The sequence below is a fragment of the Pseudomonas morbosilactucae genome (genome assembly GCF_023241665.1).
In the GTDB taxonomy this organism is placed as follows: domain Bacteria; phylum Pseudomonadota; class Gammaproteobacteria; order Pseudomonadales; family Pseudomonadaceae; genus Aquipseudomonas; species Aquipseudomonas morbosilactucae.
Map to the genome: position 1 here is coordinate 12,254 of NZ_JALQCX010000024.1, position 23,093 is coordinate 35,346.

Here is a 23,093-nt window from a genome sequence, read left to right on the forward strand (position 1 = left end):
TGTCGGCCCCGGGCAAGGTCAATGGTTGCTGTCGATAAACTTTTCGGCGTACAGCTGGAAGTTGTCGATCCCTTGTTCGCTGAACCAGGACTTGACCGCCTCGACCATCGGTGGCGGGCCGCACAGGTAGAGGTCAAAGGCCTCTGCGGCCAGGCGTGCGGGCTCGAAGTGCTGGGGTATCCAGCCGGTCTTGCCGTGCCAGTGCGCCGACGGCCGCGACACCACCAAGTGGTAGTCGAAACCCGGGATGCGCTCGCGGTACGCCTCCAGGCGTTGCAGCTCACACAGGTCCGCGTCGTCGGTGACGCCGTAGAACAGCTGCACCGGCTGTGCGCCGTGGCCCTGTTCGGCGAGGGTGTCGAGCATGCCGAGGAACGCTGACAAACCCGTGCCCCCGGCCACCAGCAGCAAGGGCCGGTGAACCTGGCGCAAATAGAAACTGCCCAGGGGTGCCTCCAGTTCCAACGGCTCGCCCGGCTGGCAACGTTCGCGGATAAAGTCGCTCATCGCTCCCTGGGGCAGCAGGCGGATCAGAAACTGCAGCTGGTTGTCGGCGTTGGGCCGGTGGGCAAAGGAGTAGGAGCGCCACTGCTCGGTGCCCGGCACCCGCAGCCGGGCGTATTGCCCCGGCAGGAAGTCCAGTTGCCCGTGGGCGGCGCTGGCGTCCAGGTGCAGGATCGCGGTGCTGGCCGAGACCCTTTGCACCCGGCTGACCCGGGCCTGCACGCGCTGGCTGGCGCCGGCGTTGCACAGGCTGGAGTCGAAGTCGAAGTAAAACGCCGCGTCCGACTGCACCCGGGTCTGGCAGGACAGCATCTTGCGCTGCGCCAGGTCCTGGGCCGACAAGGCCTCGTCATCGACATAGTCCTGGGTGTAGCGGCCGGATTCGCAGCGCCCCTGGCAGGTGCCGCACACGCCTTCACGGCAGTCCAGCGGCAGGTTGACACCATTGCGCAGCGCGGCGTCGAGTAACAGTTCGTTGGCCTTGACCTCGAAGAACGCGGTCTTGCCGTCGGCGAAGCTGAAAGCGACTTTATGGTTCATGAAAGTGGGCTCCCGCTCACAGGTGATAGAAGTCCAACACCGAATTGATGGTGTCGTTGAGCAGGAGCACGTGCTTGCGGGTGATCGTCCAACTGTCGCCGGCCGCCTTCAGGTGGTAAGTCACCTGACCGTAGAACTGCTCGGACAGGCCCTGGCGGGTGAACAGCGTGACCCAGCCGGCCTTGACCTGCAGTTGGCCATCGTCCAGTGCGGCGATGCGCACGTTGCTGATCTGGTGCAAGGTGCGCGGCAGCGGCGTGGAGGCCGCGGACTTTCCGGTACGCAGGCGAAACACCCGGTCTTCCAGACCCGAGCGGTTGGGGTAGTAGATCAACGACATGCCGCGCTTGGGGTCGGTGGTGTAAACGTGCTCGGAATCCCATTGCGGCAGGTGGAATTCGCTCTGTTCATCAAACAGGGCGAGGTAGGCGTCCCAGTCCTGCTGGTCACAGAGCTCGGACTTGCGGTACAGAAACTGTTCGACGGCATGCTGCAGTGCGCTCATGTCACACCTCCTTGAGGGTCAGGGCGTGGGGGCCAGGTTTTCCTGGTTCTGGTTTTCCAGCGCCCGGGCCTGCTGCTCCAGGCCTTGCAGGAGGAAGCGCTGCCAGGCGCCGTGCTGGTTGATGTAGAGCCCTTCGTGGGTGAATTCGGTGCCGGTCAGCAGCGGCTCGATGCCCAGCACCCGGCTGTTGGCGGTCGGCCCCTGGACCCACTTGTGGCTGCCCCGGGAGATTTCGTTCCAGCGTTCCAGGCGTGCCTGGAAGCCGCGCTGGGCCTCGCGAAACTCCACCAGGTCGTCGGGGGTGCCCATGCCGGAGACGTTGAAGAAGTCCTCGAACTGGCGGATGCGGTTTTCCCGGTCGGCATCCGACTCGCCCTTGACCCCGATGCACTGGCTGATGATTTCGGTCTTGTTCCAGGCCACCGGGCGCACGATGCGCAACTGTGAGCTGATCTGGTCCATGAAAAACAGGCTGGGGTAAATGTTCAGGTTGCGCAGGCGGTGCATCATCCACTCGGCCTGGTCCTGCCCGTATTCCTCCACCAGGCGCGGCATGACCGTGGCGTAGCCGGCGCGCACCGAAGGGTTGGGCATGTCGCTGAACAGCAGGCTGTGGCCGTTGTTGAAGGAGAACCAGCCATCGTCGGTCTGCGCGTCGCCGGCCCCCAGCTTGCTGTAGTCCAGGGTGCTGGCGCCGCCGCCCCTGGCCGCGTTGACCTGCTGGCGATGCTGCACGGTGCTGACGTAGTTGTAGTGCACGGTGCTGACGTGATAACCGTCCAGGCCGTTTTCGTGTTGCAGCTTCCAGTTGCCGTCGTAGCTGTAGGTGGACTTGCCGGGCAGGATCTCCAGCTCGCCGGTGGGGGACTGGGCCACCATCATGTCGAAGAACAGCTTGGCGTCGCCCAGGTAGTCTTGCAGCGAGTCCCGCCCATTGACGTCGAGGCTGACAAACACAAAGCCCTTGTAGCTTTCGATGCGGGCCTTTTTCAGGCCGCGGGTGGCTTTGTCGAAACCCTCGGGGTATTCCCCTGGTGCCTTGACCTTGACCAGGCGGCCATCGCTTTTGTAGCACCAGGCATGGAACGGACAGGTGAAGGTCGACTGGTTGCCCTTGCTGACCCGGGTCAGGGTTGCGCCACGATGCTGGCAGGCGTTGATCAGGGCATTGAGCCGACCCTCGCCGTCACGGGTGATGATCATCGGCTGGCGCCCGGCGCGCATTGTCACGAAGTCATGGTTATTGGCCAACTCGCTTTCGTGACAGGCGTAGATCCAGTTCTTCTCGAAGATCAGTTCCATCTCCAGGTCGAACAGTTCGGGCTCGGTGAACATGTCCCGGGCAACCCGGTACACGCCGTCCAGCGGGCGAAAGTCGAGGCAGCCACGAATGTAGTCCTGCCATTGCGCAATGCTTCTTGTGCTGTTCATCAGGGCACCTTTTTTCTGGTTAGGGTTGGCGCTGATTGGAAGCTAATGCCGGCGGCCCCTCTATCCGCATTTGCGGCGATGTTTGTCCGTTTTTCAGCCCTGTCGCCAGGCCCCGGGATCGCGGCTTTTTTTTACGCGTTTTACTGATGTTTTCTGCACTTTGCGGATAGCTGCGCCAAAGCCCTCGGCCCTAGGCTGAGGGGCAGCGGGTCAGTGAAGGAGAGGCGGTGATGAATCAGTACGGGGGCCTGGACAACGGGGTAGAACGCCGGGGCCTGCATGCGCTGCGCCAGGACCTGGGCAGCGCGCAGGATTGGATGGCGCGGATCTGCGGCCCTCATGAACTCAAGGCCGCGACGCCCCAGCGCTTGCGCTTTGAGCACGAGGGCAATGTCATGGGTGGCCTGGCCACGGTGCTGGGGCGGATCGAGTACGGCACCGACGTGACCATCGACATCGAACCCTGCGCCCTGAACAGCTACAGCATCAGCCTGCCCCTGGAGGGCCAGCAGGCATTAAAGACCGCTAGCGGGTGCCTGCTGTCCGATTCCGCCACTGGCCTGATCGTCTCGCCCCAGAAACGCCAGGCCCTGGCTATCGACGGCAATTGCCGGAAAATCCAGGTGGCGATCAAGGCCAGTGCCATGGCCGCGGTGCTTGAAGACATGCTGCTCCAGCCCCTGCACGAACCGCTGTTGTTCGCCCCACAAATCAGCGCCACCGAGGGCGCTGCCGGTGCCTGGTGGCGAATGGTCGGTTACTTGCTGGGGGAGCTGGAGCAGGGCGCGGAGCTGTTCGCCGATGGCGCCGTGGCACGGGACCTGGAACGGGCCTTGATCAAGGGCCTGATCCTCGCCCAACCGAATAATTACTCGGCGCAATTGGCCCGGCTGAACCAGGCGCGCTGCCCGCAGTACGTGCTCAAGGCCCAGGAATTCATGCATCAGCACGCCCGCGAAGAGCTCAACCTGGAAACCATTGAACGGGTGGCTGGGGTCTCGCGTTTTACCCTGTACGAGGGGTTCAAGAAGCACTTGGGCCTGTCGCCCACTCTGTACCTCAAGCGTTATCGCCTGACAGCGGTTCGCCAGGCGTTGCTGGCCGGGCAGGGCGAATACAACATCTCGGCGGTGGCCATGGACTGGGGCTTCAACCACTTGGGGCGTTTTTCATCGGACTACAAAAAGCTGTTCCAGGAAATGCCTTCCACCACCGTGGAAAGGCGACGCAACGCCTTCTAGTTCAGCACGCGAGCATCTGAGTCAGGACGAAAAAAGGGCGAACACCCGGGCGCCGCCGGCACAGGCGATGCGCACCTGCTTTCCGGCGGCGTCCGGGGCCGCCCGCAACAGAACAGCTTCAAGCCGGAACCAGGTAGCCACCAAACAAGTCCACCACCACCGTGCCCGCGTCGGCGGCGTCGCCCCACAGCTCCTCGGTGGTGAATTGCACGTGGTAGGTGGGTTCGCTGGCACTGGGCTGGCCGTGGCCGACCGCGTCGGGGAACGGCCATTGGTGGGTGGTGCGGTGCAGCACCCAACCCTGTTTGCCGCGCACGTAGCCGGGGGCGCGGATATGGCCGTTGACCCATTCATCGCGCACCCGCACCTGTTGCCCGACCTCGAAGGGCTGGGCCGGCGCCTGGGCGCCCGACCCGGGCCCAGGGGCAAGGCCAGGGGATAGGCGCCCCCGGCCAGCTGCGCCAGGCGCTCCTGGCTCAGGGCGCCTTTTTCCACGAACAGGCTGGCGACCCCCAGCACGATGCGCTCGTAGTAGCTGGAGGTCAGGTAATGCCGGGGCTCCATGCGCTCGATGGCATGGCGCAATTCATCGACGTTGAACAGCCCCAGTTCCGCGGCGCCGAGAAACAGCAGGCTGTAGCCCAGGTGTTCCCAGTCTTCATGGAACACCGGGGTGTAGCTCAGGCTGTTGGCCTGGTGTTGCATCGGGCCGAAACCTTGCAGCCCGCCCAAATCATGTATGCCGTCCATTGTTCGGTTCTCGCTGGAAAAGGGGGAATGCCTGCGGGCCGCTCAGCGCGGCGTGCTGGCCACTTAGGGCCGGGCAATGCCGATCAGCACGTCCTTGGTCACCAGGGTCGCCAGTTGCGCCTCACTCCAGCCTTCGGTGCCGTCGGGCCGGCAGGGCAGGACCATGTAGCGGGTTTCTGCACTCGTATCCCAGACGCGGATTTCCACTTGCAGAGGCAGATCGAGGCCCATTTCCCGCAGGACCGTACGCGACTCGCGGACCACCCGGGCGCGGTATTCGAAGCTCTTGTACCAGTCGGGCGGCAGGCCGAGCACCGGCCAGGCGGTGCAGGAGCAGAGGGTGCAGACGATGACGTTTTGCAGGGTCGGGGTGTTTTCCAGTGCCACGATGTACTCGCCCTGGACCCCGGTATAGCCGAACAGGTCGCAGGCCGCCGTGCCGTCGCGCAACAACAGTGCGCGGTATTCCGGATCGACCCAGGCCCGGGCCACCACCCGCGCGCCATTGGCCGGGTCGAAGTCGTTTTCCATGACCTCGGTGAAGTGCTGCACGTAGCCTTCGGGCACCAGGCCTTGTTCTTCCAGGGCCTGGTTCAGGGCAATGGCCCGGGCCGCAGCCGAAGCCATGGGGTTGCTCGGGTGATGGTTCATGGGGGCGTTCCTCTGGGCAATGACCGGGTGCTGGCAGGCCGGGCGTCGGGCTCGGCCCGCGTCTGGCGCTGGCTGAAGGATGCCGCGAAGAGGCGCTGGCGTGCTTGGCTGTGGCGGAACAAAAACTTGGCCCAGGCGGCCCTTTCGTCCAGGCCTCTGGCAATCGACCCAGCCCTTGAGGTAATAAGGACAACGGGGCGTGGGATCACGCCCGCTGTCTTGCGCCCAACAGCCCTGTTGTTCGCCCCTGCAAGCCGCATCCGGATGTGCAATCACCAAGGAAGACCCTGTACCGCGTTTGCGGGTGCCTGGCGTAAGTCTGTGCATCCCCATAAGAACAGCGCGTGTGATCAGAGGTCAGGGCATGGCGATTCAAGTCGAAGAAGGGGTTCAGCAAGGCCTGGCCAACCTGGGGGATTTCACCGCCGGGCAGCGCTTGCCGGCAACCGATTGGGCCAGCGAAAGCATCGACGTGGCCACCGCCAGCCATTTAGCCGGCGACCGGGTGGACTATTGGCGGGAAATGATTCTGCGGCTGTTTGCCGATGTCGAGATCGGGGCGATCCCCAACCCGGAGTTCTTCGGCAAGGTGCGTTCGCAGAAGTGCGAATTGCTTCGGGTCAGCGACGTCAGCGCGGCGGCCCAGGCAGTCAACCGCCGGCACCTGCAACCCAGGGACCGGGAAGAAGACAAATACTTTGCCGTGCTGATGCTTGAAGGCAGCGAGTGCCTGGAGCAGGACGGCAACCGCACGGTGATCGGCCCGGGGGAGTTCGCCATCTATGACGCCACCCGGCCCCATCACCTGACGTTCCCCACGGACTGGCGGCAGATCATCGTCAGCGTGCCCCGCAGCAGCCTCGATCAAAGGGTGGTGGGCATGGAGCGGCGCACCGCCACCCGGGTCTCCACCGATACGCCGGTGGGTCGGGTGATGCGGATGTTCCTGGAGGGCCTGACCTCGCAGATCAGCCAGTTCACGCCGACCGAAATGCTCACGCTTTCAGAGTCGGCCACCAGCCTGATCGCCCTGGCACTGGGCAATGTACAGCCCTTGGACCCGGAACACTCTCGCGGTCGGGCCCTGACCCTGATGCGGGTCAAGGTGTTTGTGAACGACCACCTAAGCGACCCGGCCCTGGGCACCCAGGCCGTGGCGGTGGCCACGGGGCTGTCGGCGCGTTACATCAACAAGCTGTTCGAGCAGGAGGATTCATCCTTGATGCGTTACATCCTGCGCCGGCGCCTGGAGCGCTGCAGCGCCGACCTGCTGAACCCGGCCCAGGGCCGGTTGCGTATTTCCGATATTGCCTTTCGCTGGGGCTTCAATGACCTGTCGCACTTCAGCCGGGCTTTCCGCGAGTGCTATGGCCGCTCGCCCCGGGCTTGGCGCGAGGAGCAAACGCCGGGTTGACCGCGACCTTGGGCCACCATCGCGGCGGCCCAAAGCGGTGCCTCACCAGTTGTAGCTCACCGACCCCACCAGGTTGCGTTCATCACCGTAACGGCAGGAATTGGCGCAGTAGAGGTAGCGCTCGTTGGTCAGGTTCTGCGCCCGGGCGCTGAGCTGCCAGTGCTCATCCAGCTCGTAGGTGATGCGTGCATCGAACAGCGCATAGGCCGGGATCTTGCGGTCGCTGATGCTCGGCAAGGTGTGGGTGGTGCCGTTGTAACGCACGCCGCTGCCCACCGTGACCTTGTGCAAGCCCAGCGCTGCCAGGCGGTAATCCAGCCACAGGGACGCGCTGTGGTACGGCGTGCCTTCGATGCGCGAGCCTTCCAGCTGTTTGTCGTTGTCGGCAATTACATGGGCGTCGGTGTAGGCATAGGAGGCACTCATCGCCAGCAGCGGGGTCAGTTGGGCCTTGGCTTCCAATTCAAAACCGGTGCTGCGCTCCTTGCCGGTCTGCTCGTCGAAGTCGGAGCCGGGCACCGAACTCAGCACGTTGCTCTGGGTGAGCTGATAGAGCGCGGCGCTGAGCATGATCTCGCGACCCGGAGGCTGGTAGCGCAGGCCGATTTCATACTGCTCGCCTTCAGTGGGCTGGAACGCCTGGCCATCGGCGCCGGTTCCGGCGGCGGGCAGGAATGACTGGCTGTAGCTGATGTACGGCGCCAGGCCGTTGTCGGCCAGGTAAACCAGGCCGACGCGCCCGGTGCTCTTGCTGTCGCGGGTGCCGGTGCGCGACTCGTCGCGGTAGGTCAGGGTGCTGTTGTCGGCCCAGTCGTGGCGCAGGCCGAGCACGGCCACCCAATGCTCATCGAACTTGGCCTGTTCTTGCAGGTACAGGCCCAACTGGTGGCTGTGCAGGTCCGAGCCACGGTCGATGCTGCGGTTGACCTGGGGCAGGTTGCCGTACACCGGGTTGGCCAGGTCCAGGGTCGGTGCATTGCCGCTGAAACGGTGGCTGTCGTAGGTCTTGCGGTAGTAATCCACGCCGCCGAGCAGGGTGTGCTGCCAGCGCCCGGCTTCCAGGTCCCATTGCAGGCTACTGTCAGTGGTCCAACCGGTGGCCACGTCTTCCCGGGAGTTGTAGGCACGGGTCAGGTTGTTCAGATTGGCCCCGGTGACCCGGCTGCTGTTGAGGGTGATGTAGTCGTAATCGGCGCGGGATTCGAAATAACGCGCGGCGTGGCGCAGTTGCAGCTGGTCATTCAGGCGCCGCTCCAGCAGGTAACCGAAGGTTTGCAGGGTGCCGTCGTAGTCATCGTAGTCCGGCTCGCCTGGGAACAGGCCGTACGGCACCTTGTAGCCGGGGCTGACGCTGTAGGTGGTCAGGTCGTAGCGGATGGGCGGGGTCAGGGTGGTCTGGGTGCGCTGATGGCTGGCCAGCAGGGTCAGTCGGGTGTCGTCGTCGATCTGCCAGGTCAGGGCCGGGGCGATGTACTGCTTGTCGTCGTCGATGGCGTCGAACTGGGTGCCGCTGTCACGCCACAGGGCGGTCAGGCGGTAGCTGAAACGCCCCTCGTCATCCAGGGCGCCGCTGTGGTCGGTGGAGAATTGCCGACGTTGGTAATTGCCGTACTCCAGGTTGACCTGATGCAGCGGTTCCAGGGTCGGCCGCTTGCTCACGGTATTGATCAGGCCGCCGGGGGCCAACTGCCCGTACAACACCGAGGACGCGCCCTTGAGCACCTCGACCCGTTCCAGGCCATAGGGCTCCTGGCCGCCTTCGAACTGGGTGCTTTGCATTTTCATGCCGTCACGCAGCACGCCGCCGGTGCGAGGGCCGATATCGAAGCCGCGCAAGCGGTAGTCGTCGGCCACCCGGCTGTAGCCGTTGGGCTGGCTGACCACCCCGGCGGTGTAGTTGAGCACGTCGGCCAGGCTGTCGTGCTGGCGGGCTTCGAACTCTTCACGGGTGACCACGGAAATCGCCTGGGGGATTTCCGTGATAGCGGTGTCGGTCTTGCTGGCACTGGCGCTGCGCTGGGCCACGCGGCTGTGGGCCGGGCCCCAGGCGTCCTGGCTGTAGGCCTGGCCGGTGATCGCCGTGGTCGACAGCTGCAAGGTGCCGTCGCTGCGCGGCTCGACACTCAGGGTGCCGCTGGTGGTGACGCTGGGTTGCAACGGCGAGCCTTGCAGCACCTGGTGCAAGGCCTGCTCGGCACTGTAGCGGCCGCGCAGGGCAGGGGCCTGGAGGTCGCGGGTCAGGCCGGCATTGAAGGCGATGCCGCGGCCACTGAGGCGGGCGATGGCGGTCAGGGTCTGTTCCAGGGGGCCGGCGGGCAGGTCGAAATCCACCACCTGTTGCCGGGCATCCGCCGGGGCACTGGGGTCGGCCAGGCTTGGCAGTGCGATCAGGGGCAGGACAAACGCCAGGGGCGTCAGGGCGAAGCGAAGTGGGCGGTGCATGGCAACGTTTCCCGTGAGGAGGGTCGATGCCAGCTATGTGACGCAAGCACGGCAAATATTAAGGGGCCGGTAAAAAAATAATCAGCGCAGGCTGATTTGGGTCCACCAGCCCAGGTGTTGTTCGACTTGGATCGGCAGCACTTCCTGCAGCGAACGCAGGGCCTGGGCGCTGTTATCTAGGGGAAAGACCCCGGACACCCGCAGCCTGGAGGCCTCCCCATTGACCCGCAGGACGCCACGGCGATAGGGCCGCAGCGCGTCGATGACCTCGCCCAGGGGCTGATCGTGAACCACCAGTTGCCCGCTTTCCCAGGCACTGGCCTGGCTCGCCGGCAGGCGGTCGATGCGCCGGCCATCAAAGGCTGCGCCCTGGCCCGCGCCGAAGGTTTGCGGGGCCTGCCCGGGAACGCTGAGTTGAACCTGGGATTCCTGTACCCACAGGCGGGCCTCGCTGGACCCCAGGCTGACGCTGAAGCGGGTGCCCAGGGCCCGGGCCTCGCCAAACGCAGTACGCACCACCAGGGGCCGCGTCGGGTCGTGGGCCACCTGAATATTCAGCGCGCCTTCGCGCAGGATCAGGGTCCGTTGTTGCCCATCGAAGGCCAGGTCGACCCGGCTTTGCGCGTTGAGCAGCACGCGGCTGCCGTCTTCAAGGGTGAACGGCTTGCGCTGGGCCACGCCGGTGCTCAGGTCATTGCCCATCAGCGACAGCCAACCCTGGCCCTGCAACCACCCAATGCTCAAGCCGACACCCGCCAGGCCCAGGGCGCCGCGCAGCAGGTGGCGACGGCTATGGCCCGGGCGGCTCAGCACCTGCCGCGACACCGCCGGCAACGCTTCAAAGGCCTGGCCGAGGCGTTGTTCCAGGCGGGCCCAGGCCTGCTGGTTGTCCGGGCTGGCGTGCAGCCACAGGCTGAAACGCTGGCGATCGGCATCACTCATGCTGCCCGAGCGCTGCAAGGCCATCCATTCCACGGCTTGTTCCACCGGCGCTGGCAAGCGATTGGCGTTCATGGACGTTCCAGCGCCAGGTAGCACAGGCCCAAGGCCTTGACCACGTACTGGTGCACCCGCGGCGCGGAGATTCCCAGGCGCCGGCCGATCTCGGCGTACGTCAGGCCATCGAGCTGGCTATAGAGGAAAGCGCTGCGGCCCATGGGCGACAGCCCGTCAAGTATCCGGTCCAGGGTCAGCAGGGCGTCCAGCGCCTGGGCCTGCTCTTCGGCGGAGGGTTCGTAGTCCAGGGGTTGCAGCGCCAAGGCTTCCAGGTAGGCGCGCTCCAGGTCGCGGCGCCGCCAACTGGCGAAGATCAGCCGCTTGGCAATGGTGGTGAGCAGCGCCCGGGGCTCGCGGATGCCTTGGGGGTCGGGCAGGGCGACCACTTGGGCAAAGGTTTCGGCGGCCATGTCCGCGGCGTCATGCCGGCAGCCCAAGCGCGCCTGCAAACGCTCGCGCAGCCAGCCGTGGTGGGCGCCGAACAGTTGCTGCAACACCTGATTACGGGCACGCAGACGCTGGGGGTCGAGAAGGGAGGAGGGCATGGGAATAAAAGGCAATGAAAATTATTATCAAATGATGCCCGAAGCCGGGGGCGCTGCGCAATATCCCCCGGAGGCCGGAGCAGGCCGCCACAGCGCCTCGATGCAGTTGCAAGAGGCTCGGGCGGTCGGCAAGCTGGTGGCCTTAATCAGGGAGGCCCCCGTGACGGCTCATCCGCAGAAACTCCACAACCTGTTGCAGATGGCGCCTGAGGCCAGGCTTGATTATTTCATCCGCAAGATCGCCGACTTCGAGGTGGTCTGGGCCCTGGTGGACGCCCAGGGGCACCTGGCTCACGGCCTCGACCGTTCAAGCGTGCCGTTCTGGCCCGAAGAAGCGTTTGCCACCCTATGCGCCTGCGGACCTTGGCAGGGTTTCAGTGCCCAGCCCATGGCCGTGACGGAGCTCCTGGCGCGGTGCCCGGGCCTCCAGGTGGAGGTGTTTCCCGTGCCCGATCAACCTGGCCTGCGGCCCGACATGGCTGAGCTGGTGCAGCAGATCCGCGAGGAACTTGAGCAGTATGAATAGGCGGCGTCGGTAACCGAGTCAGGGGCGGATTCTGGGCTTTTGCTTGTGGCGTTCGTAACGGGCCAACAACGGCTGAGTGCTCAAGCCGTGCAGGAGAATGCTCAGGGCCACCACCGACAGGGTCAGGTTGCTGCACAGCAGTGCGGTTTCAGCGGGCAGGCCATGGTTAAGGGCATAGAACAGGTAATAGAAGCTGCCGATGCCACGGATGCCGAACCAGCCGATCAACAGGCGCTGGGGCGGCTGGAGCAAGCGCCCCCAAGGCATCAGCCACACCGTCAACGGCCGCAGGACAAAGAACAGCACGCCGCCGAGCAACAGCGCTCGCCAGTCCCAGTGGGCCATCAGCACCACGCCGAGCAAGGTCACCAGAAATACCTCCATGGCCCGTTCCACCAGGCTGCCGAAGGCCAGCATGTCGCCCATCATGATCCCGGCCACGACCTGGCTGTCAGGCAACTCATCGGTGGCGGTGGCTACAGACGGGTGCGGTTCGACATGCTGCTGGCCCAGTGTCGGCGACACCAAGTGCTCGGCGGGCACTTGGGGGTTGTCGGTGGACTTGACCTCGGCCCGACGCAGCCCCAGGCCCGCGGCGAACACTGAGAGAAAGCCGTAGCCGTGCAGCGCCTCGGCTGCCACATAGGCCAGGGCAATCAAAGCCAGGGCCAGGTAATCATTGGGCGACAAGCTGTTCTGCGAGGCGCTGGTGTGCAAGGTCAAGCGGCCGATGCCACGGCCCATGGCGTAACCGGTGAGCAGGCCGACCGGCACGGCCCACAGCAGGTCTTGACCAAGCCAGTGCAGCCAGTCGGCTTCAGTACCGTCCTGGCGCAAAAACAGCAGGCCGAGAATCACAAAGGGGAAGGCCACGCCGTCGTTGAGCCCGGCCTCGCCAGACAGGCCGAAGCGCACCCGGTCAGCGTCCCGGGCGTCGGTCACCTGCACTAGGGACGCCAGTACCGGATCGGTGGGGGCAAGAATGGCGCCGATCAACAACGACGCTCCCCAGGACAACTGCAGCAGGTAATGCAGCAGCAGGCAGATGCCGACGATGCACAGCACCATCACCGGCCCGGCCAGCACCAAGGCCACGCGCCAGGTCGGGTTTCTCAGGGGTAAGCGCAGCTTGAGGCCGCAGACAAACAGGGAAAACAGCACCGCCACTTCGCACAGGTGCTCCATCCACGGCGCGGCCTGCTTAAGGTCCAGGTGCAGCAACGACAGTCCGGATGGACCAATGGCGATACCCAGCCCCAGGCACACCACGGAGGTGGTGACTGGCAGCCAGCGCAGGTAGGACGAGGTCAGCGCCAGGAGCAGCAAGACCGCCCCCAGCACCGCCATCCACAGAATAAAATCCATCGCTTGATCCGCCCGTGATTCGCCCGACCCTCATGTTCATCAGAGGGTCGCCGCCGGCGCCGGGTTCAAACTGATCCGGCCACGGCGAAGGCTCTGTTTCAAGGGCTTGGCACGGGCCAAGGGAAAAAATAAATGAACCCTCGGCGCCATGGCCTTCCTAACCTCCTACAGACCGGGAGGTGAATCATGCAAATCGAATACATCTGGATCGCCCTGGCGGTGATCCTCCTGCTGGTGGAGTTGTGGGCCATCCGCCGTGTGCTCAGAAGCACCAGCCGCTCGGAAACCAAGGGCCTATGGATGGTGGTGATTGTCTTTGTGCCACTGCTGGGGCTGCTGGTTTGGGCCTTTGTCGGGCCCAAGGAAGAGCGCGAAACCGCCCCAGCCCCTGGCAAAGGTTGAGTCGGCCCGGGCGGAGTGGTGTCGAAGTTTAAAAAATAGTCAGGAAAAGTAGTCAGGAAAAGTCCAGCAACACCTGTTGCTGACCGACACCGCACATCTGCGCCAGCACTTGGACCACTAGGACGTGGTCCTCGCGCTGGGGCAACCCGGAAACCGTCACCGCGCCGACACAGCCCAGGCCCTTGACGTTGATCGGGAAGCTGCCGCCGTGATCGGCATAGTCACGCAACGGCAAGCCCATCAAACCCTCCAGCGTCGCGCCCTGTTGCTCCAAAGAGCGGCCGACCCGATATGAACTCTGTTCCAGCAACTCCACCACATTGCGCTTGCGCCGGGCCCAGTCGGCATTGACCGCTGCGGTGCCCGGCATGGCATAGAAAAACACCGTTTCACGCACCAGCCGCACCTCAATGGTCAGCGCCACCCCGAGCCCCTCGCAGGCGGTTTTCAAACGCGTGCCCAAGTCCCAGGCCGTGTGCTTGTCGAAGTGCTCGAACTTCAGCAATTGCTCCTGGAGTTCCAAACGTTGCAGATCGTTTTGCGAGTCCATGGTGGCTCTCCGTGGGGCGTCCATTGGTAGGGGATGGGTAGCTTGGCTGGCGTTGATCAAACAGGATGCGTGCGGCTTTGTCGATACGGCCGGGCGATGGCCTGGAAAGATATTAAATCAGGACGCCGAGTCGGCCCATGCGCACCGTGACGGTCGATAAAACTTTTGGAGAACATGCCAGGTCGGGGGATGGCGGAAGGGAGAGGGCGGTCGTGGTGCGTGCCGATCAGAATCTGTTAGGTTGTGCACCGACCATGACGTTGCACGCCCCCTGCAACGCCCGTTACCTCAAGGACGAACCACGCACATGACGCCGGATGAATTGCACCGATACCTGAGCGGAACCGCGCATCAGCGCGTTTTCGATCACCCATTGCTCTATCAGTTGATGACCTACGGCGATGGCGCCAAAGCGCCTTACCGCATCACAAATTGGAATGCTTATGGGCTCGTCGCACGGGGTCTGCTGACTTGGTTGGCTCAGCGCACATTCAATCAAAACCGTTTTCCTTGGCACCCCGACACCTGCTTCACTGAGATGCCCGATAAGGATCAGGAGGAACTCGAACAGTTGCGTAAACTTCTGGCGGACTGGAGCGCTGAGCGGTTTTTGTTGGAGGACGCCTGTCGGGTACTCAGAGAGATCTACGTGCACACGCAATGCGTGCTCGCCAGCTCCGGCTGCACAACCATTAAGTTGGGCCGTGGGCTGAACGATATCGACGCCAACGGCCGGTTAAATCACGAGTCTGGATACGCGACTCGCATGGCGCGCTCAGCGCTGGCAGCCGAACGGCTTAACGAGGATTCGTTTCTCTTCCCCACCAACGTGCTCAGCTCTTGGAGCCAGGGTGGTTATGGCCATTACCCAGTGATCCTGACGATGCAACTGCCTATTGAGAGTGTCCTCTGGGGCAGCGCCACCGTTGGTTCCAAAGACCCAAGCATCTCGTCGAGCGCGGTGGAGCCTGGTGAGTGGGTCGTGGCGAATTTTGCGCCGGATGCACTGCTGAAAATCCCCGTCACCGCTGTTAACAACAAGTTGAAAGTCAAGGTTTTTAAAAGTGACGACGAGGCACGGACGTTTCTGAAGCAGCAGCAGAATACGCTAGGCAAGCAAACCTCAATGTTTAAAGACCTCGTATTGCGTCCCCTCGGCCACCCGAGGCTGGGTGTCAAAGACCGCCTAAGAAAAGCCTGGTGGGCTATTTATCACGGGCGTTAACAGTTCTCGGAAATTTCCTACAAATCACAGGGAAAGATCCACTCCAAGGCATCTGCGGGTGGGGCGCACCATGCGCGTTCAGGGGCGGCGAACGGGGGGATGACGATTGACCGGGCCTGGCGTGCCGAAAGGGCGGGGCAAGGCCGAGCACCAGAGCGGCCAGCTCAGGTAAAAGTCGTCAAAAAGCCTCAGAAATTTCCTACACTGCCTTTACGCTCGTGTACTTTTGACGACGCACGACGGCGGGCCAATGCCTTCGTGGTCAGGCAGGGATGATCTTGTCACCGTTATGGTTCGGTGCGTCTTACAGGGGTTCTTATGTACAAAGCGTTGGTTGTGGACGATCACCCGTTTATTCGCTCGGCGGTGAAGATGCTGCTCAAGCAGGAGCAGTTCGACGTCGTGGCCGAGGCCGACAACGGGGCCGATGCGGTGCAATTGGCCCGTGAGCATGCGCCGGACCTGATCATCCTCGACATCGCCATGCCCAAGCTCGACGGGCTGGAGGTCATCAGCCGCCTCAGCACCCTGAGCCTGCCGAGCAAGATTCTGGTGCTGACCTCGCAGCCGGCGTTGCTCTATTCAATGCGCTGCATGAAAGCCGGCGCTGCCGGTTACATTTCCAAGACCAATGACCTGGATGAACTGGTCAAGGCCATCACCGCGATCATGTCCGGCTACACCTTCTTTCCCAACCTGGCCACCAGCTCGGTGCGCCGCAGTGATGTCGAGGCCACCGACCTTGAGCTGATCCAGCGCCTGTCCGACCGCGAGCTGACGATTTTGCAGCAGTTGTCCAACGGATTGAGCAACAAGGAAATCGGCGACGCCATGCTGATCAGCAACAAGACCGTCAGCACCTACAAGACCCGCTTGATCGAAAAGCTCAACGTGAAGTCCGTGGTCTACCTGGCCGATTTCGCCAAGCGCAACAACCTCATCTGAATGACTACTTTTCTCCGTCGCCGTTTTCTACGCGCCTGTTTCTCCCCCGCATGCGCCCTGGCCGCGTGCCTGTTGGCCATGGGCACGAGCGCCGAGGCCGCTTCGCCCCCCGAAACCCTGAACCTGCTGGGGCGTTCCCAGGTCGAGGAATACCAGGTCGGCCTGGATGAACAAGACTGGAGCTGGCTGCGGCGCAAGGGCCGCCTGGTGCTCGGGGCCTCGGCGCCGGACTATTCGCCCTTTGGCATCAGCAGCAATGGCAGCGACTACGAAGGCTTGACTGCCGACTACGCCAAGCTGATCGGCCAACTGCTGCACGTCGAGGTCGAGGTGCGGCGCTACGCCTCGCGGTCCGAGGTGATCAATGCCCTGAAAAGCGGCGACATCGACCTGCTGGGTACGGCGAACGGCTATGAAGCGGCCGACCCGGACCTGGTGATGTCCCAACCCTATGCCCAGGACCAGCCGACGCTGGTGACCCGCATCGGCGACAGCCAGGGACTGGCGCCGGACCTGGCAGGCAAGACAGTGGCGATGCTCTATCACTACCTGCCCCCGGCTGCCGTGGAGCAGTTTTACCCCAAGGCCAAGGTGCGCCTGTACCCCTCGACCCTCAGCGCCATTGGCGCCGTGGCATTCGGACAGGCCGATGTCTACCTTGGCGACGCCATCAGTGCCCATTACCTGATCAGCAAGAACTACCTGAACAACGTGCAACTGGTGGACTTTTCGCGCATGGAAGTGCAGCCGTTCGCCTTTGCCCTGGCCCGCGACAACCTACGCGTGCTGAACGTGGTCAACCAGGCCCTGGGGGCCATTCCCGTCAGTGAACGCATGACAATTTTGCGGCGCTGGGGGGCCGGGGGCAGCAGCATGCCGGGGCAGCAGACCCTGCATTTCAGTGTTCGCGAACAACGCTGGCTGGACCAGCACCCGCGCATTCGGGTGGCGATCAACGAGAACTTCCTGCCCCTGAGTTTCATGGACAAGCAAGGCCATTTTCGTGGCATCAGCGCCGATGTGCTGGCCAAGATCAGCCTGCGCACCGGCTTGAAGTTCGACATCCAGCGCGGTGACTCGGTGCCGGACCTGATCGCCCGGGTCGCCAGCGGCAAGGCCGATATGCTGGCGGCCATCACCCCCAGTTCCGAGCGCGAAGGCCAATTGCGCTTTACCCGGCCGTACCTGACCAACCCCTTTGTCTTGGTGACCGCCAGCGGGCCTCGGCAACCGGCGACCCTGGACGAAATGGCCGGCAAACGCCTGGCGCTGATTCGCGGCAATGTGTTGCGCGAATACCTGATCGAGCACTACCCACGGGTCGAACTGGTGGCCGCGGACAACGCCGCCGACGCCATGGCCATGGTGGCCGACGGCAAGGCACAGGGGGCGATCAACTCGCTGGTCAGCGCTCACTACATGATTTCCCGCCAATACCGCGACCGTTTGCAGGTGACCAGCACCGTGGGCACGATGCCGGCGCGGGTGGCCTTTGCCACCGATCGCGGGGCGCTGGAGCTGTATTCGATCCTCGACAAGGCGTTGCTGAGTATTGCCCCTGATGAAATGGACGAACTGACCAACCGCTGGCGCAATGAAGTGCTGGTGGAGGACAGCTACTGGCTGCGCTATCGCACCACGATCCTCCAGGGGTTTGCCATCGCTACGTTGCTGTTGCTCCTGGCCGGCGGCTGGATTGCCTACCTGCGTCTGTTGATGCGTAAGCGCGAGCAGGCTGAGCGCGCCCTCAACGACCAGTTGGAATTCATGCGGGTGCTGATCGACGGCACGCCCCATCCGATTTATGTGCGCGACCGCGAAGGCCGCTTGCTGACGTGCAATGCCGGCTACTTGCAGGTCTTTGGCGTCGAGCGCGAAGCGGTGATCGGCCGGACGGTGGTCGAGGGCGTGTTGAGCGATGGGAATGAAGCCAAGGGCTATCACCAGGATTACCTGCGGGTCATGGCCGAGGGCGCACCCCAGGTCCAGGACCGTCGCCTGAGCATGCCGGACGGCCGAGTCCTGACCATCTACCACTGGATGCTGCCGTACCGCGGCAGCGACGGCGCGGTCAACGGCATGATTGCCGGCTGGATTGATGTCAGCGAGCGCCTGCACCTGTTGCAGGAGCTGCGTGAAGCCAAGCAAAGCGCCGATGACGCCAACCGCGCCAAGACCACCTTCCTGGCAACCATGAGCCACGAGATCCGCACGCCGATGAACGCGGTGATCGGCATGCTGGAACTGGCGCTGAACAAGGCCGATCAAGGGGTGATGGACCGCTTTGCGATTGAGGTGGCCTCCGGGGCGGCGCGGGGTTTGCTGGACTTGATCGGCGACATTCTCGACATCGCACGGATCGAATCCGGGCGCCTGTCCCTGGCGCCGGAGCGGGCCAACCTGCGGGAATTGCTGGAGTCGGTGGTGCGGATCTTCGATGGGCTGGCGCGGCAGAAACACTTGTCCCTGGTGCTGGACCTGGATGCTCGGGCCCACTGCGATGTGTTGATTGACCCGCTGCGTTTCAAGCAGATCGTTTCCAACCTGCTGAGCAATGCCATCAAATTTACCGCCCACGGCCAGGTGCGCCTGAGTGTGCGCATTCAAGCAAACGCGGATGGCCAGCGCCTGGGCGTGGTACTGCGGGTCGAGGACTCCGGCATTGGCATTTCGGCTGAAGACCAGCGGCGTCTGTTCAGCCCCTTTACCCAGGCCAGCAACCAGCAGCAGTCGGCTCGCAGCGGTTCCGGGCTGGGCCTGGTGATCAGTCGCACCCTGTGCGAAATGATGGGCGGCCGACTGACCCTCGATAGCGAATTGGGCCACGGCACGCAGATCGAGGTGAGCCTGGACCTGCCGACCCTGGAACCCCTCAGCCCGGCGGCGCCGCTGGAAGAGCCGCTGGGCGCTCCGGGCCGGGCCCTGAACATTCTGGTGATTGACGATTACCCGGCCAACCGCCTGTTGCTGTCCCAGCAACTGAGCTATCTGGGGCACCGGATCGAAGACGCCGAAGACGGCGCCCACGGTTTGCGCGCCTGGCGCAACGGCCATTTCGATGTGGTGATCACCGATTGCAACATGCCGATCATGACGGGCTATGAACTGGCCCGGGCGATTCGCGATGAAGAGCGTGCGCGCGGTCTGGCGCCCAAGCTGATCCTGGGCTTTACCGCCAACGCCCAACCGGAAGAAAAGGCCCGTTGCCTGGCTGCCGGCATGGACGACTGCCTGTTCAAGCCCATCAGCCTCAAGGACTTGCATGCACGCCTGCTCGCTGTGGCGGGGTCGGGCAGGGCGCTGCCCGATGAAGAACCGCCGGCTGCGGGCAGCGAGGCAATCGACCTGAGCAGCCTGGAACAACTGACTCGGGGCGACCCGGCGTCGATCAACAGCCTCTTGGGGGACCTGGCCCGCAGCAATGACGAGGACCTGGCGCGCCTGATGCAGCTGTTCATTCGTCACGATCTGCCGGGGTTGGCCGACCTGGCCCACCGGGTCAAGGGCGGCGCGCGGATCATCAAGGCCCGGGGGCTGGTTGAATGCTGCGAGAACCTGGAAGCCGCCTGCAACGGGCAGGACTGCGCCCCACTCACCGCTGCGGTGGACGCTTTGCAGCAAACCATGGAACGCCTGGCCGAGCAGTTGGAGCGCCGCCTGGCCTAGGGCGTCCGGAAGTTTCATCCGAATATGCGGGAAACGTCCTACATAGGGCCTTTGGGGCAGTGATTAATCTGTTGAACAGTTGATGTTCGATCGATGGCTGCCCCAAGCCCATTCCGCCACCGTCCAGCCCCATTCGCGGCTGGCCAGGAAATAGCTGAAGCGCACGCGGCACCACCCTTGAATTGCCCTTTGAAGCCAATGCCTGTTGCCCCAAGGCAAGGAGTCCTGTCGCCTGAAAAATGCTGTGGCGCGCGGTTTTTCAACCCGCGCCTGTTTCAATCGGCCCGGGCGGACTGCCCCGGTGTCCTCGACTTGTTTTTTATCTTTGGAGCTGTAGATGAATCGGCAACGAGTAGCTGTTCGCATGTGTGCCTGGGGGGCTTTGTGGCTGATGGTCGGGGCGTTGAGTGCCTGTGCCAGTGTGCCCGCGCCGGACGATCAAGTTGGCCTGTCACGCTCGGCCGTCAGCCGTGCAGTGGCGGCCGAGGCCACGCAGTATGCGCCACTGGAAATGCAAACCGCCCAGGACAAGATGTTCTTGATGGAGCGCGCCCTGGGAGAGGGTGACCACCTGCAGGCGCGGGTCTTGGCCGAGCAGATCGAGGTGGACGCCAACCTCGCCGAGCGCAAGGTACGGGTCGAAGGCTTTACCGACAGCGTGGGCAGTGGCGCCTTCAACCAGCGCCTATCCCAGCAACGGGCAAGGTCTGTGGCCTCGGCCCTGGTGCAGTTGGGCGTCGCCCCGGCGCGTGTCATTAGCCAGGGCTACGCCATGCAGTACCCGATTGCCGACAACGGCAGTGCCCCGGGCCGCCAGTTGAACCGCCGGGTCGAGGTCATTGTGTCCAACGGCGCAGCCCTGGTCGGCACGCGTCACTGATCCGCAACCCCCGGCTGAGCAGCCCGCGTTCCTGCTAGAGGACGCGCGGGCCGGCTCTGGGGACGGTTTTCTCGCTTGAACGGCCCGCTGGCACAGCTTGGGAAACTTCCTACAAACGCATGGAATTTTCCTACTTCTTTACGGTTTGCCGATCTCTACATTCGTTACCTCATCTGAGCCTCTGACCACGTGTCAGCCCCCGCTCAGCCTGGATGCCCATGGCATTTGCATCGTCCCATCGGCGGTATGACTGAGGTACTGAAAATGAGCCCCCTTCACTTGAAAAACTCCTCGCCACTGGTGCTGTCGCCCCTGGCGTTGGCCATCGCCATGCTGCTGCCGGTGCAGGCCCAGGCGTTCACCGCAACGGTCAATAATGGCGCGGTCATCGACGGCGAGACCGTCTCGGCCGGCCAGCAGAATATTGGCACCCACGGCACCACCACTAACATCCTGATCGAGGCGAGCGGCACCCAGGAGGTATTCAGGCAGGGGGTTTCGAACGACACGACGGTCAATGGCCTCCAGGAGATAAAAGGCGGTACCTCGAATCGCTCCATCATCAATGTCGGAGGCACACACAATGTGTTCAGCGAGGGCACGGCCAACGACACGGTGCTGAACGGCGGGCGGCAGACGGTGCAAAACCCCAACGCCCGGGCCAATCGCAGCGTCATCAACCAGGACGGGGTGCAGATCATTTCCCTCGCCGGGTCTGCGGCTGACACGGTAATCAATCAGGGCGGCCTGCAAACCCTGACCGACATGGGCACGGCCACCAACACCCTGGTGCTCAGCGGTGGCGAGCAACGCCTGCAGCGCGACGCTTTTGGCGCTGCCGTGGCCAATGGCACGCGGATTGACGGCGGTTTGCAGAGCGTCTATGACACCGGCATCGCCAACAACAGCAGCGTCAGCAACGGTGGCCGGGTCAACCTTTACCAAGGTGCCCAGGCCAGCGGCCTGGTGGCGGAGGCGGGCGGCACGGTGAATGTCATGGAAAGCGGCGTGAAAACCGTCGATTCGCTGACCCTCAATGGCGGTAGCCTGGCCTTCGTCCCAACGGCGGACGGCAGCTTCAAGACCTTTACCCTGGATGTCCTGTCGGGCAGTGGCCGGATTCTGATGAACACCGACCTGGCCGGCGGGCAGGGCGATTTGCTGGTGGTGCAGGGTGCCGGCCAGGCTTCGGGCAATCACACCCTGGTGGTGGCCGATTCCGGGCATGACCCCCTCGCTGCCGACGGGCGCCTGATGCTGGTGGACACCCAAGGCGGCGATGCGCGATTTGCCCTGCTGGGTGGGCATGTCGACGCCGGGGCCTTCCGTTATCAGTTGCAGCAGCAAGGGGATGACTGGGTCCTGGCCAGCAGCGGCAAGGCATCGGGCGATCCGGACCCGGGCCAGCTATCCAAGGGCGCCAACGCGGCGATTGCCGCGCAGACGGCCGGGGCCACCTTGTGGAGCGCGCAGATGAACGCCTTGGTCAAGCGCCTCGGTGAGTTGCGTATGGGCCAGGACGAAGGCGGGGTGTGGACCCGGGGCATTGGCAAGCGCTTCGACATCAACGACAAATCCAGCCGTTCCTACACCCAGAACATTACGGGGGTCGAGGTCGGGGCCGACAAGGCGTTCGCCCTGGACAGCGGCAAAGTCTATGTCGGTGCCATGCTGGGCAGTGCCCGCTCCGACCTGGACTTCGGCGAAGGCGCATCCGGCAACATCGACAGCCGGATGCTCGGCGTCTACGCCACCTACCTCCACGACAGCGGCGTGTATGTGGACAGCGTGGTGAAGTACAGTCGCTTCGACAACGACATCAAGACCCCCAGCAACCTGGGCGGGGCGGTCAAAGGTTCGTACTCCAGCAACGGGGTCGGCACCGACATCGAAATCGGCAAGCACATCAGCCTCAAGGACGGCTGGTTCGTCGAGCCGCAACTGGAGATCACCGCCACCCGGACCCAGGGCGCCCAATACACCGCGAGCAACGGCCTGCGGGTCAAGTCCGATGACATGGATTCCCTGCAAAGCCGCGTAGGTTCGTTGTTCGGCCGCAGCCTGCAACTGGCCAACGGCATGCACGCCCAACCTTACGCCAAGGCTTCCTACATCACGGAGCATGCCGGTAGCAGCCAGGTCCGGATCAACGACAACCGGCTGGACGCCGAGCTGCCGGGGGATCGGGTCGAACTGGGCCTGGGCGGGGTGCTGCAGGTCAGCCAGAAGAGCAAGATTTCCCTGGATGCGGAGTACTCCAAGGGCCACGACATCGAGCAACCCTGGGGCATCAACCTGGGTTATCGCTACCTCTGGTAAAAGCGGCAGCCTTGTGTAGGAGCCGGCTTGCCGGCGACAGGGCCTTGAGCCTTGCGTGGTGTTGCGATCGCGATCGCTGGCAAGCCAGCGCTTACGGGGGGCGGGTGTCTTGGAATGGTTGTTTGTTGGCGCCGGCTTGTTGGGAAATTTCCTACAAGTCAGCGGGGCTTTTCCTACTCAGTAGTGCGGCAACTTT

At 63.7% G+C, this 23,093-nt stretch carries 18 protein-coding genes and 1 pseudogene; 9 read left to right on the plus strand and 10 right to left on the minus strand.

Features of this window, described 5'->3' with window-relative positions; translation table 11 throughout:
- Positions 1-18 precede the first annotated feature (18 nt).
- From antC to antA, 3 genes are read right to left on the minus strand one after another with little or no spacing between them, the layout of a single operon-like run.
- A complete protein-coding gene (gene antC, locus M1B35_RS13645) occupies positions 19-1,044 on the minus strand; it encodes an anthranilate 1,2-dioxygenase electron transfer component AntC (RefSeq protein ID WP_268262197.1) in 1,026 nt (341 codons plus the stop codon).
- Between the two features lie 16 nt (positions 1,045-1,060).
- A complete protein-coding gene (antB, locus tag M1B35_RS13650; protein ID WP_123333082.1) occupies positions 1,061-1,549 on the minus strand; it encodes an anthranilate 1,2-dioxygenase small subunit in 489 nt (162 codons plus the stop codon).
- A gap of 18 nt (positions 1,550-1,567) precedes the next feature.
- Complete coding sequence (gene antA, locus M1B35_RS13655) at positions 1,568-2,980, minus strand: anthranilate 1,2-dioxygenase large subunit (RefSeq protein ID WP_268262198.1); 1,413 nt, start codon at positions 2,978-2,980, stop codon at positions 1,568-1,570.
- 230 nt (positions 2,981-3,210) lie between these two features.
- Here antA and M1B35_RS13660 point away from each other — a divergent pair, with 230 nt between their 5' ends.
- Complete coding sequence (locus tag M1B35_RS13660) at positions 3,211-4,221, plus strand: AraC family transcriptional regulator (RefSeq protein ID WP_268262199.1); 1,011 nt, start codon at positions 3,211-3,213, stop codon at positions 4,219-4,221.
- A gap of 118 nt (positions 4,222-4,339) precedes the next feature.
- Here the strand turns inward: M1B35_RS13660 and M1B35_RS13665 are convergent.
- A pseudogene (locus M1B35_RS13665) lies at positions 4,340-4,971 on the minus strand (SH3-like domain-containing protein).
- A gap of 63 nt (positions 4,972-5,034) precedes the next feature.
- On the minus strand, positions 5,035-5,622 hold the full coding sequence (gene nthA / locus M1B35_RS13670; RefSeq protein WP_268262200.1) for a nitrile hydratase subunit alpha: 588 nt from the start codon (positions 5,620-5,622) through the stop codon (positions 5,035-5,037).
- A gap of 364 nt (positions 5,623-5,986) precedes the next feature.
- On the opposite strand from nthA, the gene M1B35_RS13675 reads away from it, so the two are divergent.
- Positions 5,987-7,036 carry an AraC-like ligand-binding domain-containing protein gene (locus tag M1B35_RS13675; RefSeq protein ID WP_268262201.1) on the plus strand — a complete coding sequence of 350 codons (1,050 nt, stop codon included), beginning with the start codon at positions 5,987-5,989 and terminating at the stop codon, positions 7,034-7,036.
- Positions 7,037-7,078: 42 nt separating this feature from the next.
- On the opposite strand, the gene M1B35_RS13680 is transcribed toward M1B35_RS13675, so the two are convergent.
- From M1B35_RS13680 to M1B35_RS13690, 3 genes are all read right to left on the minus strand, one after another.
- Positions 7,079-9,478, minus strand: a complete 2,400-nt coding sequence (locus tag M1B35_RS13680; protein ID WP_268262202.1) for a TonB-dependent siderophore receptor — start codon at positions 9,476-9,478, stop codon at positions 7,079-7,081.
- Positions 9,479-9,559: 81 nt separating this feature from the next.
- On the minus strand, positions 9,560-10,492 hold the full coding sequence (locus tag M1B35_RS13685; protein WP_268262203.1) for a FecR family protein: 933 nt from the start codon (positions 10,490-10,492) through the stop codon (positions 9,560-9,562).
- Positions 10,489-11,019 carry a sigma-70 family RNA polymerase sigma factor gene (locus M1B35_RS13690; RefSeq protein WP_268262204.1) on the minus strand — a complete coding sequence of 177 codons (531 nt, stop codon included), beginning with the start codon at positions 11,017-11,019 and terminating at the stop codon, positions 10,489-10,491. Before M1B35_RS13690 ends, M1B35_RS13685 begins: the two co-directional genes overlap by 4 nt.
- A gap of 160 nt (positions 11,020-11,179) precedes the next feature.
- On the opposite strand from M1B35_RS13690, the gene M1B35_RS13695 reads away from it, so the two are divergent.
- Positions 11,180-11,545: a DUF2750 domain-containing protein gene (locus tag M1B35_RS13695; RefSeq protein ID WP_268262205.1), complete on the plus strand. Its 366-nt coding sequence runs from the start codon at positions 11,180-11,182 to the stop codon at positions 11,543-11,545.
- Positions 11,546-11,563: 18 nt separating this feature from the next.
- On the opposite strand, the gene M1B35_RS13700 is transcribed toward M1B35_RS13695, so the two are convergent.
- Positions 11,564-12,910 carry a cation:proton antiporter gene (locus M1B35_RS13700; protein ID WP_268262206.1) on the minus strand — a complete coding sequence of 449 codons (1,347 nt, stop codon included), beginning with the start codon at positions 12,908-12,910 and terminating at the stop codon, positions 11,564-11,566.
- A gap of 186 nt (positions 12,911-13,096) precedes the next feature.
- On the opposite strand from M1B35_RS13700, the gene M1B35_RS13705 reads away from it, so the two are divergent.
- Entirely contained in the window at positions 13,097-13,312 is a 216-nt protein-coding gene (locus tag M1B35_RS13705; protein WP_268262207.1) for a PLD nuclease N-terminal domain-containing protein, read from the plus strand.
- Positions 13,313-13,364: 52 nt separating this feature from the next.
- On the opposite strand, the gene M1B35_RS13710 is transcribed toward M1B35_RS13705, so the two are convergent.
- Positions 13,365-13,862: a heme-degrading domain-containing protein gene (locus tag M1B35_RS13710; RefSeq protein ID WP_268262208.1), complete on the minus strand. Its 498-nt coding sequence runs from the start codon at positions 13,860-13,862 to the stop codon at positions 13,365-13,367.
- A 307-nt stretch (positions 13,863-14,169) separates the two neighbouring features.
- On the opposite strand from M1B35_RS13710, the gene M1B35_RS13715 reads away from it, so the two are divergent.
- The 5 genes from M1B35_RS13715 to M1B35_RS13735 all read left to right on the plus strand — a co-directional run bounded on the left by M1B35_RS13715 (position 14,170) and on the right by M1B35_RS13735 (position 22,897).
- Positions 14,170-15,087, plus strand: coding sequence for a hypothetical protein (locus M1B35_RS13715; RefSeq protein ID WP_268262209.1), 918 nt, complete (start codon positions 14,170-14,172; stop codon positions 15,085-15,087).
- Between the two features lie 318 nt (positions 15,088-15,405).
- The gene (locus tag M1B35_RS13720) at positions 15,406-16,032 is read left to right on the plus strand and encodes a response regulator transcription factor (RefSeq protein WP_268262210.1); all 627 of its coding nucleotides are present in this window, start codon (positions 15,406-15,408) and stop codon (positions 16,030-16,032) included.
- Complete coding sequence (locus M1B35_RS13725) at positions 16,033-19,698, plus strand: transporter substrate-binding domain-containing protein (RefSeq protein ID WP_425273408.1); 3,666 nt, start codon at positions 16,033-16,035, stop codon at positions 19,696-19,698.
- A gap of 337 nt (positions 19,699-20,035) precedes the next feature.
- Positions 20,036-20,578, plus strand: coding sequence for an OmpA family protein (locus M1B35_RS13730; protein WP_268262211.1), 543 nt, complete (start codon positions 20,036-20,038; stop codon positions 20,576-20,578).
- A 264-nt stretch (positions 20,579-20,842) separates the two neighbouring features.
- Entirely contained in the window at positions 20,843-22,897 is a 2,055-nt protein-coding gene (locus M1B35_RS13735; RefSeq protein ID WP_268262212.1) for an autotransporter outer membrane beta-barrel domain-containing protein, read from the plus strand.
- Positions 22,898-23,093 lie beyond the last annotated feature (196 nt).

Bases quoted from the DNA above. Each gene is read 5' to 3' on its own strand.
- M1B35_RS13675 (WP_268262201.1), top strand. From the start codon at position 5,987: ATGGCGATTCAAGTCGAAGAAGGGGTTCAGCAAGGCCTGGCCAACCTG.
- M1B35_RS13730 (WP_268262211.1), top strand. From the start codon at position 20,036: ATGAATCGGCAACGAGTAGCTGTTCGCATGTGTGCCTGGGGGGCTTTG.
- nthA (WP_268262200.1), bottom strand. From the start codon at position 5,622: ATGAACCATCACCCGAGCAACCCCATGGCTTCGGCTGCGGCCCGGGCC.
- M1B35_RS13680 (WP_268262202.1), bottom strand. From the start codon at position 9,478: ATGCACCGCCCACTTCGCTTCGCCCTGACGCCCCTGGCGTTTGTCCTG.
- antA (WP_268262198.1), bottom strand. From the start codon at position 2,980: ATGAACAGCACAAGAAGCATTGCGCAATGGCAGGACTACATTCGTGGC.
- M1B35_RS13690 (WP_268262204.1), bottom strand. From the start codon at position 11,019: ATGCCCTCCTCCCTTCTCGACCCCCAGCGTCTGCGTGCCCGTAATCAG.
- M1B35_RS13715 (WP_268262209.1), top strand. From the start codon at position 14,170: ATGACGCCGGATGAATTGCACCGATACCTGAGCGGAACCGCGCATCAG.
- M1B35_RS13660 (WP_268262199.1), top strand. From the start codon at position 3,211: ATGAATCAGTACGGGGGCCTGGACAACGGGGTAGAACGCCGGGGCCTG.
- M1B35_RS13735 (WP_268262212.1), top strand. From the start codon at position 20,843: ATGAGCCCCCTTCACTTGAAAAACTCCTCGCCACTGGTGCTGTCGCCC.
- M1B35_RS13705 (WP_268262207.1), top strand. From the start codon at position 13,097: ATGCAAATCGAATACATCTGGATCGCCCTGGCGGTGATCCTCCTGCTG.
- antB (WP_123333082.1), bottom strand. From the start codon at position 1,549: ATGAGCGCACTGCAGCATGCCGTCGAACAGTTTCTGTACCGCAAGTCC.
- M1B35_RS13710 (WP_268262208.1), bottom strand. From the start codon at position 13,862: ATGGACTCGCAAAACGATCTGCAACGTTTGGAACTCCAGGAGCAATTG.
- M1B35_RS13725 (WP_425273408.1), top strand. From the start codon at position 16,033: ATGACTACTTTTCTCCGTCGCCGTTTTCTACGCGCCTGTTTCTCCCCC.
- M1B35_RS13685 (WP_268262203.1), bottom strand. From the start codon at position 10,492: ATGAACGCCAATCGCTTGCCAGCGCCGGTGGAACAAGCCGTGGAATGG.
- M1B35_RS13700 (WP_268262206.1), bottom strand. From the start codon at position 12,910: ATGGATTTTATTCTGTGGATGGCGGTGCTGGGGGCGGTCTTGCTGCTC.
- antC (WP_268262197.1), bottom strand. From the start codon at position 1,044: ATGAACCATAAAGTCGCTTTCAGCTTCGCCGACGGCAAGACCGCGTTC.
- M1B35_RS13720 (WP_268262210.1), top strand. From the start codon at position 15,406: ATGTACAAAGCGTTGGTTGTGGACGATCACCCGTTTATTCGCTCGGCG.